The sequence below is a fragment of the Saprospira sp. CCB-QB6 genome (genome assembly GCF_028464065.1).
Taxonomy (GTDB): Bacteria; Bacteroidota; Bacteroidia; order Chitinophagales; family Saprospiraceae; genus Saprospira.
The window spans coordinates 298,061-313,418 of the sequence record NZ_CP116808.1 but is presented as its reverse complement, the minus strand read 5'-3'; the positions used below and the strand labels follow the sequence as shown (position 1 = coordinate 313,418).

13 protein-coding genes are annotated in these 15,358 nt (G+C 42.6%); 7 read left to right on the top strand and 6 right to left on the bottom strand.

Annotated features, from left to right (window positions below; translation table 11 throughout):
* The first annotated feature begins 369 nt into the window (after positions 1 to 369).
* Positions 370 to 1,224, top strand: coding sequence for a protoglobin domain-containing protein (locus tag PPO43_RS01290; protein WP_272619981.1), 855 nt, complete (start codon positions 370 to 372; stop codon positions 1,222 to 1,224).
* A gap of 46 nt (positions 1,225 to 1,270) precedes the next feature.
* On the opposite strand, the gene PPO43_RS01285 is transcribed toward PPO43_RS01290, so the two are convergent.
* The 4 genes from PPO43_RS01285 to PPO43_RS01270 form a co-directional block, all read right to left on the bottom strand.
* Positions 1,271 to 2,428 (bottom strand): tetratricopeptide repeat protein, encoded by a 1,158-nt coding sequence (locus PPO43_RS01285; protein ID WP_272619980.1) that lies wholly within the window; start codon positions 2,426 to 2,428, stop codon positions 1,271 to 1,273.
* A 488-nt stretch (positions 2,429 to 2,916) separates the two neighbouring features.
* Entirely contained in the window at positions 2,917 to 3,579 is a 663-nt protein-coding gene (locus PPO43_RS01280) for a heme exporter protein CcmB (RefSeq protein WP_272619979.1), read from the bottom strand.
* Between the two features lie 41 nt (positions 3,580 to 3,620).
* Positions 3,621 to 4,193, bottom strand: coding sequence for a GNAT family N-acetyltransferase (locus PPO43_RS01275; RefSeq protein ID WP_272619978.1), 573 nt, complete (start codon positions 4,191 to 4,193; stop codon positions 3,621 to 3,623).
* 7 nt (positions 4,194 to 4,200) lie between these two features.
* Positions 4,201 to 4,557, bottom strand: a complete 357-nt coding sequence (locus PPO43_RS01270; RefSeq protein WP_272619977.1) for a c-type cytochrome — start codon at positions 4,555 to 4,557, stop codon at positions 4,201 to 4,203.
* 144 nt (positions 4,558 to 4,701) lie between these two features.
* Between PPO43_RS01270 and PPO43_RS01265 the strand changes: the two genes are divergently transcribed.
* Positions 4,702 to 5,646 carry an SPFH domain-containing protein gene (locus tag PPO43_RS01265; protein ID WP_272619976.1) on the top strand — a complete coding sequence of 315 codons (945 nt, stop codon included), beginning with the start codon at positions 4,702 to 4,704 and terminating at the stop codon, positions 5,644 to 5,646.
* Between the two features lie 63 nt (positions 5,647 to 5,709).
* Here PPO43_RS01265 and gcvT read toward each other — a convergent pair whose 3' ends face one another.
* The gene (gene gcvT, locus PPO43_RS01260) at positions 5,710 to 6,816 is read right to left on the bottom strand and encodes a glycine cleavage system aminomethyltransferase GcvT (protein WP_272619975.1); all 1,107 of its coding nucleotides are present in this window, start codon (positions 6,814 to 6,816) and stop codon (positions 5,710 to 5,712) included.
* On the opposite strand from gcvT, the gene PPO43_RS01255 reads away from it, so the two are divergent.
* The 5 genes from PPO43_RS01255 (at position 6,815) to PPO43_RS01235 (ending at position 14,128) form a co-directional block, all read left to right on the top strand.
* On the top strand, positions 6,815 to 7,108 hold the full coding sequence (locus PPO43_RS01255) for a hypothetical protein (protein ID WP_272619974.1): 294 nt from the start codon (positions 6,815 to 6,817) through the stop codon (positions 7,106 to 7,108). The two genes, gcvT and PPO43_RS01255, sit on opposite strands and share 2 nt — an antisense overlap.
* An 82-nt stretch (positions 7,109 to 7,190) precedes the next feature.
* Positions 7,191 to 7,775 (top strand): hypothetical protein, encoded by a 585-nt coding sequence (locus PPO43_RS01250; protein ID WP_272619973.1) that lies wholly within the window; start codon positions 7,191 to 7,193, stop codon positions 7,773 to 7,775.
* Positions 7,776 to 7,779: 4 nt separating this feature from the next.
* Positions 7,780 to 8,481 (top strand): hypothetical protein, encoded by a 702-nt coding sequence (locus PPO43_RS01245; protein ID WP_272619972.1) that lies wholly within the window; start codon positions 7,780 to 7,782, stop codon positions 8,479 to 8,481.
* 149 nt (positions 8,482 to 8,630) lie between these two features.
* Positions 8,631 to 13,586, top strand: coding sequence for a hypothetical protein (locus tag PPO43_RS01240; protein ID WP_272619971.1), 4,956 nt, complete (start codon positions 8,631 to 8,633; stop codon positions 13,584 to 13,586).
* Positions 13,587 to 13,645: 59 nt separating this feature from the next.
* Entirely contained in the window at positions 13,646 to 14,128 is a 483-nt protein-coding gene (locus PPO43_RS01235; RefSeq protein ID WP_272619970.1) for a hypothetical protein, read from the top strand.
* Between the two features lie 341 nt (positions 14,129 to 14,469).
* Here PPO43_RS01235 and PPO43_RS01230 read toward each other — a convergent pair whose 3' ends face one another.
* Positions 14,470 to 15,345, bottom strand: a complete 876-nt coding sequence (locus PPO43_RS01230) for a hypothetical protein (protein WP_272619969.1) — start codon at positions 15,343 to 15,345, stop codon at positions 14,470 to 14,472.
* Positions 15,346 to 15,358: the final 13 nt, after the last annotated feature.

The following is a 15,358-nucleotide window of genomic DNA, read 5'->3' as shown; positions in this document are numbered from 1 at the left end:
GTTTGTTGATTATTAGCGGTTTGTGTTCTATTTGTGGTGGTTTTGGCTGCTATAAAATAGATGAGTTCCTCTATTTTATAGATGTTTATTTCTGACTTGTTAAGAGCCTGCTAAGGTCCCTAAAAAAAGCTATTACTATAAAACTAATCTAAATAAGCCCTTAAAACTTCAATAACATATCATTCCTCGTTGAATTATTTAAATATAAATATATTTGCGGCCTCTTAAACCAAGTGCTCTGTTCTTGTTCCTACCTTAGAAGTAAAGGTCACTTATCTAGATTTTTTAAGAGCTCATCAGTAGAACACCTAAACTGAATAATATAAAGACTGTTTATTAGCCAATAACCAGCTTTAATTTTTACTTGCCATGACTAAGTATTGCGCCCAAGAGTATCGGTCTCGTTTTTATATTACTGACTCCACTATGGATGAGATCGATGCTGCCTCGGCTTTGATTCTTCCTGAAATACATGAAGTTATAGAGGATTTTTATGAGGAGATGATGAGCCACCCTACCTTTGCGGCCTACTTTAGCTCTGAGGAACATGTAGAACACTTAAAGCAGTTGCACGAAAAGTATTGGACGAGCTTTTGGTCCAAAAAAGTAGATGAAGAATATATCGCTGACCGCGAACGCATTGGTGATGTGCATGCACGTATTGGCTTACCCCTAGACCTCTACTATGATGGGGTGGTTCTCTTTACGCATCTGTTCAAAGCACTTTTTGAACGCCTAGGCATTCAAAGCTATGAGTTGCTCTCGGCTTATAATCAAAGACAAAGTTTAGATGTAGCATTAGTAGTCGGCAGCTATAATGATGTAACTAGCAAAGCGCTAAAAGCACAAAACGAGGCCTTATCAGCTCCCGTTGCCCGCCTCTGGGACGATATTTTTATGCTTCCTATTGTCGGAATTATCGACTCTAGACGAGCCGAGGGAATTATGCAGGCCGTTCTGAGCAATGTTGGAGAGACTCAAGCTAAAGTCTTTATCCTCGATATCTCTGGAGTTGCCGTTGTCGATACCGCTGTAGCCAACCATATTATTAAGGTCTCTAAAGCCGCAAGACTAATGGGCTGCCAATGTATTATTTCAGGCATTACTCCCGCTGTGGCCCAAACTATTGTCGAATTAGGCATCAATACTGATGAAATTAGTACCCGAGGAAGCATGAAGGACGCCCTTTCTGCTGCCTATCAAATAACAGGCGTCAAGTTTTAAGATAAAGAAATGGCCGCTAGACGGAAGTCTAGCGGCCATTTCTCTGTTAACGCTGCCCTTGTTCTTCTTCTATTTTTTGAATGATAACCCGCAGCTCGGTATCATTCAACATATTGTATTTCCCTTCTTCGGTGCCCGAAAAAATATAGTAGGAGTAGAGTTTTTTCCGCCCTTCTTTTTCAAATTCCTTGAAAAATGGCTGATAGACCTCTGCATACAGTTCTTTTTCTTCTTCTTGCAAGACGCTGCCTTCTGATAAGAGGATACCCCAGGCCGTTTCGGTTAATGCGGCCAATTGCTCGAAATGATTTTTTGCACAGATGTTAATGTCATCATTGCTCAATAAGGTTGCTCGACTAAGCGGCATCAAAAATTCTAAGGATAGAGCATTAAAGCCTCCGTCTAAGTCTAAGGGAGGCATAAAATTGATATTTAGCTCAGCTGCTCGTTCTTCTTCTTTGGCCTTTCGCAGTTCTTGGCAACTACTTTCCCAATTATCGCCAAAAAGGTATTGCTCTAAAAAACTGATGGCCACATCAGCCTTGCTGTTTTCGGGCTCCAAAAAAAGACCGAAAGTCATGGCCATAAGGGCCGCATCTATATGCTCCAATCCACTTTCTACAATGCCCAATAAAACAAAGTCGCGGCCTCCAGCATCGCCGCTTAGGCATATTTTTTTTAGCCATTTTTGACTTTCTTCAAGCTGCTCTGCTCTTAACGCAATAAAAGCGTAGTTGCGCAAAAAAATAACTTGCTCGCCATGCTTCTTAATGGCTTTTTGGGTCAACTTGCGTAGCTTTTTGTAGTCTTCTTGTGTTAAATAGTTATTTGATAATTGCTGAAAAGCATGCTTGTAAAAACGCTCACTACTCTTTAAAACCTTTAAGGCATATTTGTTAGAGCTCTTAAAGTCATTTTTATTGCGATAACTCAAGGCTAATTCTGTATAAAAGAGGTCTTTATTTTCTTGACTACATTGTTTTAAGCCCTCGGAGTAAAGACTAATCGCCTTCTCATAATTCCCCGCATCATGCCGCGCTACCCCCTCTTCATAAAGTGCTTGGACCTGAGGAGAAGAAAATTCAATTTGTGCCCAAAGGGGAAAACTGAAGCAAAGGAGAAAAAGAGCAATAAAAGTTCTCATGTTTTTAGGTTTAGATGTTCTTAATACTTCACTAATACTCTTCCAGATGTTAAGATACATTTTTTTGGCGTTTTGTTTTGGGGCTGCCCCTGCGGCCTGCGGCCTTGGGTCGGGCCATTGCGCAGCTCGCTGCTCGCTCGGCCCTGCGCGGGCTCTGCCCGCTAGGTCTGCCGCCTGCGGCGGCCCTGCTCCAGCCCCTCAGCCGCGTCGCTGCGCTCCTTTGCGGCGGCTTTGCCGCCTGTCTGCTGCAAAAAGGACCAAAAAAAATGGCCCAAACTCCCCCAAGGGATTCCCTAAGGAATCCCGAAGAGGGGAGGGTGGGCGGGCTTTGACAGCAGCCGAAGGCTGCTGAGCGCTTATGCTCGGCCAAAGGCTTTTGTTCTGGGGCTGGCTTTAGCCAGCCTCTCGGCTGAGGGATGGAAAAGGGGGCGGCGCAGCCGCAGACCAAAGGCTTTTGAGCGAAGCGAAAAGCCTGCAGGGCCGAGCAGAACTGCGAGCCCTGACACAGCCCGACCCGAGCGAAGCGAGGGGCAGCCCCAAAAAAGAAACTAATCTCGCCAGAGAAAGGGAAAGAGCAGCAAGACAATACTGCCTAAGATGAGATCAATGGCCAAAAGGATGAAAATGTCTTTATAATACATTGTGTCGGTCATTAGGCCCAGGGCAATTTTGCTGAGGCGCAGCAGCGTCATCAGGATGGGAATGACGATCGGAAAGCTGAGAATGGCCATTAGGGTGGCGGCCTGTTGGGCTTTGGCGGCAATGGCAGCCACAAAACTAAAGGCAATAGAAAAGCCAAGGCTGCCTAAAAACATGAGCAAGAAAAAGAGGCCTTGAAAGCGGATGGGATTGTCCATAATGAGCGAAAAACTGCCATAGGACAGGAGACAAACTACAAAAAGCAGGAGCGTATTGTAGAAAATTTTGGAGAGAATGAGGGCCGAAGGTTGCAGCAGCGAGTAATAATAGAGCTGCCGTTCTTGATTTTCTTGCACAAAGCTTTTGGCCACGGCATTAACCGAGGCAAAAAGCACGATAATCCAATAGAGAGCGGCCCAAACCACCCCAGAGGTTTTTTCGCCCACAATGCTATAGACCACAAAAGTAGTGGATAAAACGTAGAGTAAAATGCCGCCAATAGCTTGTCGCTTTCTCCATTCGATGCGGGCATCTTTCTTAATCAGGGCCCAGGTTTGTTGCAAGATATTCATGGGGGCGAAATTAGTAAAAAGGGAGCGCAAGCGGCCAAAAATTAGTGAAATTCTTCTTGGCTGAGGCCTTTGACAAAGGCGTAGCGGCAGTGGTCTTCCCATTGTCCGTTGATACAAATAAACTGCTTGGCGATGCCTTCTAGCTCGAAGCCCAGTTTTTCGATTAAGCGTCTGGAGCCTTTGTTTTGGGGCATAATATGGGCCTCTATGCGTTGCAAATCAAAGCGCTGCATAATTTCTGGGTTGAGCAAGCGGAGGGCTTCTGTGGCTACGCCCAAATTATTGAAACTTTGGTCGACCTTATAGCCTAAAAAACAAGAGCGCATAGCGCCATAAATGAAGTGGCTATAAGAGATATCGCCAATGATGCGATTTTTTTGGTTATCGCTGCGATGAAAGATATAATAGCGAATAAAGCGGCGCTGTTGCTGTAGCCATTTTTCTTCATTGAGTCGCAGCTCTATGTTTTCTAATTGACAAAAAGCTTGAGGCCAGCGGGGCATATAGCGCTGAAAAAAGTAACGATTGCGAACCAGATACTCTTGTACCTGCTCAGCATATTCACTGCTCAGTTGGGTGAGGCCCAAGCGCTGGCTTTCAAGCTCAAAAGGCATAAATGATTTATTTAAATTGCATGGTATATTCGGCTACGGCCTTAATAGCAGCTTCAGAGAGCACGCCTTCATAGGCTTGCATGGCGCCTTTCCCTTTTTTGATATGCGTGATGCGCTCTTCTAGTGTTAGAGTAGATTCGGGCAATACTTTGGCGCCATTTAGGGCCATTTTACCATCGGATCCATGACAAACCACGCAGTTTTTCTTGTAGACCATAGCGCCATTAACGGCTTTTTTCTCTGGGGCCTTTGTACTGTTGCTGCTCGTGCTATTATTCTGTTGTAGGTTGCTCTCATTTGGGCCGCCACAGGCTGCAATAATAGCTGCGATAAACAAACTGCTGATAATTAGTCTTTTGTTCATGATGTACATTTTTGATAGCTGGAAAATATGTTTTTTAGCTGTAAAGCTGAACCCTTAATAAGACTTTTTGCATTATATTGTATGTGCAAAAGCACACAAAGCCAAGCCCCAATATCTTTTTTAGAATCAGTACAAATTGTAAACATGGAATTTCTCCCCTTGATCGCCTTAGGGCTTATTCTTTATGTATTATTTTCTTCTTTCAAGATGGTCAGAGAGCGTTCTGCTCATATTGTGGAGCGTTTAGGGCGCTATAATCGCATCTTGCATCCTGGGTTAAACTTTGTGGTTCCCTTTTTAGATAAAGTGAGCAAGCAAATTAACCTCAAGATCCAGCAAATGGATGTGCATATTGAGACCAAAACTAAGGATAACGTATTTGTCAAGCTCCAAGCTTCGGTGCACGTACAAGTTATGGATACCAAGGTGAAAGAGGCCTATTATGAATTGGATAACCCCTATGGCCAAATTTCTTCCTATATCTTTGATGTGGTCCGCGCTGAAGTGCCTAAAATGGATCTAGATGATGTTTTTGCCCGCAAAGATGATATTGCCACTGCGGTTCGTATGGAGTTGGCGGAACATATGGAAAAATACGGTTATCGCATTGTCAAAACCCTAATCACAGATATTGATCCCGATCCCTTGGTCAAAGATTCGATGAACCGCATCAATGCCGCCCGCCGAAATAAAGAAGCCATTGCCGAAGATGCAGAAGGTCGCAAAATCTCTAAGATTAAGGATGCCGAAGCCGAAAAAGAATCTAAACGCCTACAAGGGGAAGGGGTGGCCGAACAACGCTTGGCCATTATTAAAGGTTTTGCCGATTCGGTAGAAGACTTTAGCAATACCCTTAGCGATGTTTCTCCCTCTGAGATTATGCAGTTTGTGTTGCTCACCCAACATTATGACACGGTTAAGGAAATTGGAGAGAAAAACGCCTCTATCTTGGTGCCTTATAGCCCTGGTACGCTCTCTGGCCTCCAACAACAAATTATGGAGGGTACCCAATTGAGCGACAACCTCAATAAGTTGAAAATCTCTTCTCTAGAAGAAGAGGCCATCAAGAAAGCACAGGAGAAACACTAAATTACTTTCTCTTAACATGAAAAAGCGGATCAAGGAGCTAGCTCCCTGATCCGCTTTTGTTCTTTATCCCTTCCAGAATGGAGGACGCTGCAGCTTGGCCGCAAAGCGCTTGCCCCTAATCTCTACCAAAACTTCAGTATCTTTTTTGGCCCAATTAGATTGGATATAAGCCAAGGCAATAGATTGTTCTAGGCTAGGAGAGGGGCCGCCAGAAGTAATGCGCCCAATTTCTTCTCCAGCTGCAGAATAAACCAAATAACCTTGTCTAGCTGGACGTTTCCCTTCCATGACCAATCCATAAAGTTTTTCTGTAGGCTTATTTTCCTTAACCGCAGCAATTTTGTCTTTACCCACAAAATCGCCTTTTTGCAATTTGGTGATCCAACCCAAACCAGCGGCAATAGGAGAAGTGGTATCGTCAATATCATTGCCATAAAGGCAATAGCCCATTTCCAAGCGGAGGCTATCGCGAGCACCTAGGCCCACAGGCTGAATAGCATAAGGGGCACCAGCCTCAAAAATGGCGGTCCAAAGGGCTTCCGCATCTTCATTGCGAATATAAATCTCAAATCCACCAGCTCCGGTATAGCCTGTAGCCGAAACCAATACGTTATCTAAGCCAGCAAATTTTCCTTTCTGAAAGCTATAATATTTCATCTCGCCCAAGGCCATTTCGGTCAATGATTGCAGGGCTTCAGTAGCTTTGGGGCCTTGTACGGCCAACAAAGTCGTTTTATCCGAAATATCAATGAGCTCACAGTCAAAGCGATTTTGAGATTGCAACCAATCCCAATCCTTTTTCATATTTGAGGCATTCACCACCAACATAAAGGCTTGTTCCCCTGCAGAACATTGGTCTTCGCCCAAGCGGTAGACCAAAAAGTCGTCAATAATTCCCCCTTCTTCATTGGGCAGGCAGCTATACTGTACATCGCCAATCTCCAAACGGCTGGCATCATTAGAGCTCACCCATTGGACCAAATCCAGCGCCTCTTTTCCACGCACAATAAATTCGCCCATATGCGAAACGTCAAAGACACCTACAGAGGAACGCACGGCCAAATGCTCGGCTTTGATTCCCGCATAAGAAACGGGCATATCATAACCCGCAAAAGGGACCATTTTTGCCCCAAGTTGTTCGTGAATATGGTGTAAGGCTGTTTTTTTCATGATCTATAGTTTTGTTCTCAAGCGCCATTTTTGCCGCCTAGATAGGTTGTTTGTTCTTGCGGCACGAAACTACAAGTTTTTATGTTTTGTCGAGCTTCTCTTCGGCTTTAATTTTTCTAATGCTTGTTTTCTGTTGTTTTGGGGCTTCCCCTCGCTTCGCTCAGGTCGGGCTGTGTCGCAGCTCGCTGTTCGCTCGGCCCTGCGCGGCTTTCAGCCGCTGGGTCTGCCGCCTTTGGCGGCCCTGCTATCCATCCCTAAGCCTGCGGCGGCTTCGCCGCCTGTCAAACCTTAAGTATATTAAAAACTGTTGTTGGTCCAACAAAAAAGCTGTACCTTAAAATTATCAATCGATCATTTTTTACTTAAATAAATTTATGCAGACCATTAGATTATTCATGAGTGTTTTGGCCCTTTTGTTATTGGGGCAGACGGCAGTACAGGCCCAAATTGTAGAAGGAACTTATAAGCTGCGAATTGCCGCTATGAGTCAGGCGATAGACAGCAGTATCTTTGCTCCTTTGGCCCAGTATGGCGTATTGAGTTATGAGCCTACAGATAAGGGCTTGACCCGAATTTATTTGGGCAAGTACTTTGGAAAAGCAACAGCTCAGCGCATCTTGGCAGAGGTGAAGAAAAAGGGCTTTAACGCCGCTTACATTGTACAGGAAGATGTTCTATTTGAGTCTGTAGACGGAGATGCCTTGACGCATAGTTTGCAATTTTCAGCCGATCGGCTTTTGGATGTATCAAAATTACAGGCTAAAGCGGCTTGGAATGAAGACTTGGCCAAGCAGTTGCACATTAGCTATGCTAATGGGTATTATCGAGTATCTTTTGGTCTCTTGAATCCGAGTTTTCAGGCTGTAGAAGTAGAAAAGTTTCGCAATGCTTTGTTGAGTTTGGGCTATAAAGAGAGTTTCTTGCGTCGTTTTTCTAATAAGAAAACCGCCAACAAATAGGCGAATGAGTAGCATTTTAGATTATTGGGAGGAAGAAGAGGTCAAAGGCAATTTACTAGCCTTACTGCTTATAGACTTAGCGCTCTTCTTTTTGATGGAGGCCAGTAGACAGTTGTATGCAAATTTTTCGGTTGAAAATACGGAGATAGTATACCTCTATTTATTGGCCTTTATGTTATGGAATAGTTGGCGGGCATTATCTCCTTTTATCAAGCGGCCCAATTTTGATCGTTTTTGGTTGTGGACGGGCCCGCAGTTATTAGGGCATTTTTGTTTATTATTTTCAGGGATATTTTGGTATTGGGATTGGCCGGCTTTGGATTTGAGTATCTTCTGGGCCTCGGGAGCTCTATTATTTTCAGCCTTATTTCTTCCTTTGAGCAATTTAATTCGGCAGCCTAGATCGGCTTTGACGATGTCGCCGCTTTGGTTATATTTTTTGGCGCATTGTTTTGGCTTAATTGGTTTGAGTTATACGGTATTGGATTGGCCAAGGGGGGGCGTATTTGTTGATTTAGGATTTATTTTGTCAGCAGCGGCAATCGCCTTATTTTTGAGTTTATATTATTTCAATAAAAAAGATTTTGGGTACCTATTGTATTATGTAGGGCCATTATTGGCATTGGGCTATTACTGTTTTTTGGGGCAGAAGAATGCCTTAGTCAACTATTTAGAGTTAGTTCCTTTAGAAGGGCTTATTAATTAGTTGGTGGTCAATGGCCTAGCGATGTGTAGGGGTGGCCGCAGGCCAGACCGAGGCGGCTTGCCGCCGCAGGGCCGAGCGAATAGCGAGCCCCGAAACGTAGCGCCGCAGCTTTGCTGCGGAGGCCCAAAAAATAAAAAATAAAAAAAGAGATGAAGCAACTAATGGTATTGATTGGGCTCCTATTTTTTGTGGGGAGTGTATGGGCGCAGGGGGTCAATACAGATCCTTTTGAGCCTACAGATCGGGATAAATTGTTTAATGAGATTGAGGATGTCTTGACTCAGTTTAAGCGAGATGATTGTGAGGAGACGCTCAAGCGTTTTAAGAAGGCGATTAAGGAGCGGCGAGTAACGGATCAGCATTATGAGGGCTTTTTGAGGTTGACTAATGAGATGGTGGGGTTGAAGATGAAGCGGCATAATTACATTCGTCCTTTATTGGAGACCATTGTATCTTTTGCAGAAGATGATGGCTTGACGCAGAAGTATTTTGATCGTTGGATAGATATTTCGCTTCAGGTATTGGAGGGGAAAGAAATTCGAGATAATTATTTGTTTGAGAATTATCTCAAATGGTCTTTGGGGTTTTGGATTGATAATAATCTGTACAAGGTGAGTAGGGGGAGTCATACATGGAAGGCAGATAGTCGAAACTTTGTGATTAAGTTTGATGCGGGAGAGTTGGGGATTCAATATAAAAATACGACGCTTTACTGTTTTAATAAAAGTGATTCATTGACTATAGAGGAAGCTTCTGGAGTGTATTACCCCTTGCGCAAGGAGGCTGTATGGAAAGGGGAGTCGGGAGTAGTCTATTGGCGTCAGGAGGGGGCTGAGGATGCTCGTTGTGAGATCAAGAATTATAATATTTTAGCCAAGCAAACGTCTTATAAGGTAGATAGTTCTACCTTAATTTACCCTTCTGTTTTTAAGGAGTCAATGATAGGGATCTTTGAGGATCGGATTTCGAGAAGGTCAGAGGTATATACTTATAAGGATGAGGAAACGGGGAAAAATATGGAGGGTATTCGGCAGCCTACAAGTTTGTCTTATCCGCGTTTTTACTCAAAGTCTAAGCGGGTATCGATTGAGGATATTGGAGAGGGGGTTGATTATCGGGGTGGATTTAAGTTGGAAGGGAACTATGTGCGTGGGTATGGAGATGAGAATGACCGTTCGGTTATTGAGATTACGAATAGTAAAGGAGAGCTAGTTGTTCGGGCATTTGCCGAATCTTTTGATATTGCCAAAGGGCAAAAAGTAGAGTCTTTCTCGGCAGAGGTAAGCATTTATTTTAGGACAGAGAATGGGGTTGATTCTATTTATCATCCCAATATCTTGATGCGTTATGATATTAAGAAAAAGTACCTCAGTTTAGAGCGAGGAAGAGATAAGACCTCTAAAGTACCTTTTACTAACTCTTTGCAAGATGGAGAGTTGCGGACAAACTCTATTCGTTGGCAGATTGACAGTGATGAAATGGAGTTGGGGGATAACAAAGAGAATATGGAGGTCACTTCTGATGAGTATTTTGATGATGATGTCATGCATAAGTATCAGTTGATTGGGACAATTAACCCCATTATTAAGTTTGGGTTGATCTCAGAGGCTCTAGGGGCAAGTTTGGAACAAAGAGCTAATGGCGAGTGTCCTGATGATGGCTTAGCAAAATGGGATATGGAGTTGACTTTGCAGGTGGATGATAGTCGAAGATTACCGCCAGAGTTTTTGCTTGGGATGTTAGATAAGCGAATGGAAAAACTGCATATTATGGATTGCAAAACCATTCAAAAGGCAAAGTTGAATCCGAAGTATAAGGTTATTCGCAACTATGACGACTGGAATCAATTTGAGAAGGGATATCCCTCTGTGTTTTCTCAGGGGATGATAGATGCTTATTATTATTGGGACTTTATCAATGATGTACGCTCTCCTTCTCATAATCGAGATAATGGCTCGACATTAATTCAGGAGTTGATTGCTGATGGTTTTATAACCTATGATCCTGAAGAAGATTTGATTGTGTTACGTAAAAAGCTTTTTCACTATAAAGAATCAGCCCGTAAGAGTGATTTTAATGTACACAATTATGACCAGATTAAAATTAAGTCGGTGCCATCAAAGGCCAAGCAACGTTCTTCTAATGCGACCTTTAATATAAAGGAACAAAGCATGGAGACCAAGGGAGTCATTTCTTTTACTCTTTCAGATAGTCAACGCGTATATGTTTCGCCTTTAGAGCAAACAGTAGAAATGTTGGCGAATAAGGATATGCTCTTTAATGGTGTAATGGAAGCCGGCCTGCTTAAATTTACAGGTCAAAATTTCCGTTTTTACTACGAAAGCTATGAAGTAGCTATGGATAGCATTGATTTCATTGACTTTTATGTCTATGAAAGGGAAAAGTATCCTTCTGGGCCTTATGCAGGTTTTAATAGCAATGAACGAGCTACCACAGATGAAGGCCAGCCTTCAAAAAAAACAGTCTTAATTAACAACCAGCTGAGAAATACTAAAGGAGTATTATCTATTGATGCACCGAGTAACAAATCGGGTAAGCAGGAAAGCCCTCCAGAAATGCCCTCCGTCTTTGTGAGTGATACGGCCTATGTCTATTTTGAACGAGAAAGCCGTTTAAATGAAATTTATGGAGAGCAGGTCTATCCTAAAGAAGACTTTTATTATCAGGTCTATCCTAAGTTTGAAATTCATACTTTAAAGGATTATGACTCAGATAATTTGCGTTTGAGAGGCTGCCTAACACCAGCTGATATTTTTCCTAAAATTTACGAGCCATTAAAAATTATGTACCTAGACCTTTCTCTAGGCTTTGAATCCGAAACGCCAGGTGAGGAAGGTTATCCTATTTACTTGAGAGAAGACCCTGGAAAAGGAAAGGGACGATTTAAAGGCGCTTTTGGAATTAGTAATCAGGGCTTTTTGGCTAATGGAACCTTAGATTATTTAGGGGCAACTATTTCTTCAGAATACATTGAGCTTTTACCAGAGCGTTTTGTGGCAGATAGTGTAAAGGATTTTGCTCTAGAAGAAGAAGTAATTGATGGCGTAGAATTTCCAAAAGTGGATGGACAATCTGTATTCATCGACTGGGCCCCCTATAGCGACTCTATGTATATTGAGTCGGATATGGAAGAAGGCGTTCCATTTCAGTTTTTTGAAAGTGGAGAATATGTTTTGGATGGCTCATTGAACCTAACACCTAATGGACTACTCGGAAGAGGAATTTTTGAGTGGGATGAGGCTACCCTAAAATCAAATCCTGGAGGAGACTTTAAATTTGGTCGAAATAGCGTGACTTCTCCCTCTACAGCAGTTTCTATCAAGCAACAAGGCGAGGTGGCTTTTGCTTTTGATAATAATAATGTAGAAGCTATTGTAGATTTTGATAAACGAACGGGAGACTTTATTGCTAGGGAAAAGGACCTGAGTACAGATTTACCCTATAACTCTTATAAAACCTCTTTGGATCGCTTCCACTGGGATATGGATAAACGAAATATCCACATTGATGCGACAGAAGGTAAAGCAGGCTTTTTCTTAGCCACAGAAGAAAGCCAAGATTCTCTCTACTTTATGGGCGAATCAGCTGACTATGATCTGAATACAGGTTTACTTCAGGTTGATGGGGTAGACTATATTCGAGTAGCCGATGCCTTTATTTATCCTATTAACCAACATATTGAAATCGAAGGGCATGCACATATGCGTACCCTAGATAGCTCTAGAATTGTAGCAGATACCTTTAACCAAAATCACCAAATTCTAGATGCTACAATCAATATTATTAGTAAGCGAGAATATACCGCAGATGGATTTTTGGAATTTAATGTAGACAACTTTAAAGACCAAAAAATCAAATTTGATAATATTCGAGTAAAACAGAATGAAGCTCAATTTATTACTTTCGGTAGCGGTGTCCTAGAAGAACAAGATAGCTTTTATCTCGATCGCCGCACCCGCTTTAAGGGAGATGTGGAAATGAGTGCCGAGTCTAAAAACTTGACCTTTAGAGGTTTTGCAAAATTGACATCTTCTGTCATTCCAAGACCACAATGGTTCGGTATCGACGCCCGAATTGATAAAAAAAATGTAGCCATTGATTATGAATTACCAACTAACCCTGAAGGGGAGGCGCTTTATGTTGGACTCTATTTAGGTATGGACTCTTTATACCTCTATCCCTCAATTTTGGCCCCTAAACGAGATCCAAAAGATCGTGGAATTTTTGAAGCCCGTGGACTGATTAAATTTCACCAGTTTAAACAAATGTATATGTTCGGAGATTCGGTTAAAGTTATGGACCCCGATACGCTTGGGAACCTAATGACCGTCTCAGAAAAGAACGCTAAGGTAGAGGCCGTAGGAAGCTTTAATTTAGATGGAGGCTTTAAAAAACCAGAACTTCCCCCCATTAACATTAAGTCTTATGGCGACTTTAGCTTCTTCCTAAATAAAGAATCAGAGTTCCGCTTCGATATGGCCTCTCTAATGGATTTTTACCTTCCTGATCAACTCGCCAACTTAATCATCGAAGATCTACAGTCTAATGAAGAAACAATTGAAGAAATCCTCTATACTAGCGTGACAAACCGCTCTTTCAAAGCTAGACTAAAAGAGTTTGTCCCAGATAACGAGGCTTTCGATAAGGTCTGGAAAAAAGTAGCCAATGATAACCGATTAGTCTTGCCCAAAGAACTCAATCACACGCTTTTCTTCTCTAAAATGATTATGAAGTGGAGCCCGAAAACACAGTCTTTTGTCGCAAATGGTCGCCTGCAGTTGGCCTCTATGATGGGAACACATATTGGCCAAGTACTCAAAGGAGCCGTAGAGGTCCAAATGGACCCTTTCAGAGATGATGTACTTAATATCTATTTTGTCTCTCCCAATGGAGAGTGGTATTATTTCCAATATAGTAAAGGAATTCTAACCACAGCTTCCTCTAAACCAGAATACAATAATGCAGTAGCTGGATTGAAACGCAAATTTGCCAAAGTGAAAATTAATGGCAATACCTACTCAGTAGAAGCTGGAAACTCTGGGATGTACTCTCAGTTCCGCCTCCGAGCCAACTCCGCATTTTAATTTTATATGCTTTAACTTGGGGGCTTCGGCCCCCTTTTTTTGCCCAAACAATTTCTAGAATGCTCCAACTTATATTTGCCTATTTTATCAGCCTGCTAGCCATTTCAGTATTTAGCAACCTATTAGCACTACTAATTAAATTAAGCCTCAGCTTTATGCTGCTAATTTTAGCTATACCTTTCCTGAAAACAGGCGAACGTAAGCTATTTAGCGAAAATACCTTGCTTATTCAAGGTATCGAGTTTTTGGCAGCCTTGGCCCAAGGAGCTGTTATGCTCCCAATTGCCCTCTGGGTTTTTGATTACTGGGAAGTTGACCTAACAAGGAGCTTCCCCTTTGTTTTAGCTATATACCTGAGCTGGTATAGCTGGCAACAATACACACAAACTCGCAAAAAAATTAAAGCCCTAATCGCCGCTAAACAACCCCCAAAAGAAGGGCAAAGTTATGAGGAAATGCTGCGGGGAAAACTTAATAGCAGCCTAACTAGCCTTTTTGGCCAATTAACTGGACTCTTTTTGTATTATATCAACTATTATTAGGGGCTGCCCCTCCCTTTGGTCGGGTCGGGCCATTCCGCAGCTCGCAGGTCTGCTCGGCCCTTCGGCCTCTGGCCTCGGTCTGCCGCCTTCGGCGGCCCTGCTCCAGCCCCTCAGCCTGCGGGCGCTTCGCGCCCTGTACAACCCTTAAATTAGAACTCAAAGCAAAACTTAGCTTCTGCTAAGTTTTGCTTTTTCTTATTCCCCTGCTTATCCCACTAGAAACAAGTAAGCCATAACAATAAAACCAAACTGTCAGTTAGGAGAGCAAGGCTTGTCCAGCCACAAGCAAAAAAAAGCTATTGAGTATACACTCAATAGCTCCTTCTAGAAATCCAAAGAACTTAGTTCTTTAAAACATCTGGATATTTTTTAGCTTCTGCTGTTGGACTAAGCCATGGCGGAATCGTATGTCCCTTGTCCCCTTTATAGGAGACCTCTCCACCTTCATCAATGGAAAATTCCCAGCTATGAATTTTTTGACATTGATTTACACAGTTTCCAAACTTAACACTGTAAACCAAATCCCAACCTTCTTTTGTTCTTTCAATGCTGATGTCATTGCCATCACCATAGGGAAGCGTCTCTTCAATAGAACCAATCCCTTCTTCGGTATAAAACTTCATCGCCAATGCAGCCATATTGATGAATTCACGAGATTGCAAGACTAAACCTGCACGCTCCTCATCAAGATAAACCATATTAGTCATCACTAAATTATACTTACGAATAATATTATTGATACTTGGACTAGCAGTAGTATCTGCACGACGCTTCAAAGGCTCTAGCCAATCCGCATCATGCTCCGCCAACAAAATAATATTTTCAACATTGGGCTGAGGAAAAGTACGGACATAATACTTAGCTGTTACATCCTGAACAGCTCCATAATCACTCAAACGAACAGCTACCAAGGCATTGTAAATAGCCTGAACGAGTTCTTCAGGAACAATAATCGTCTGCTTAGACATCCGCTGCTCACGGTCAATCAAACGAAGCGCTAAACGAGTAGCATCACGGCGATATACCATTTTAAGGTAATCGGGTAGTCGGTTGTCATTCACGAAAAACTCAGGAAGGTCTTCCATAATTTCCAAACGACCGCTATTCTTATCTCTTCTGCGTCTTCTTTGTGCATCCGCGCTATCGACAATCATGACGAGCAACAGAGCAACCAGCGCAAAAAGCTTTAATTCTTTAGGGAGGCGAAGATTTCTCATAGAATACGGTGGT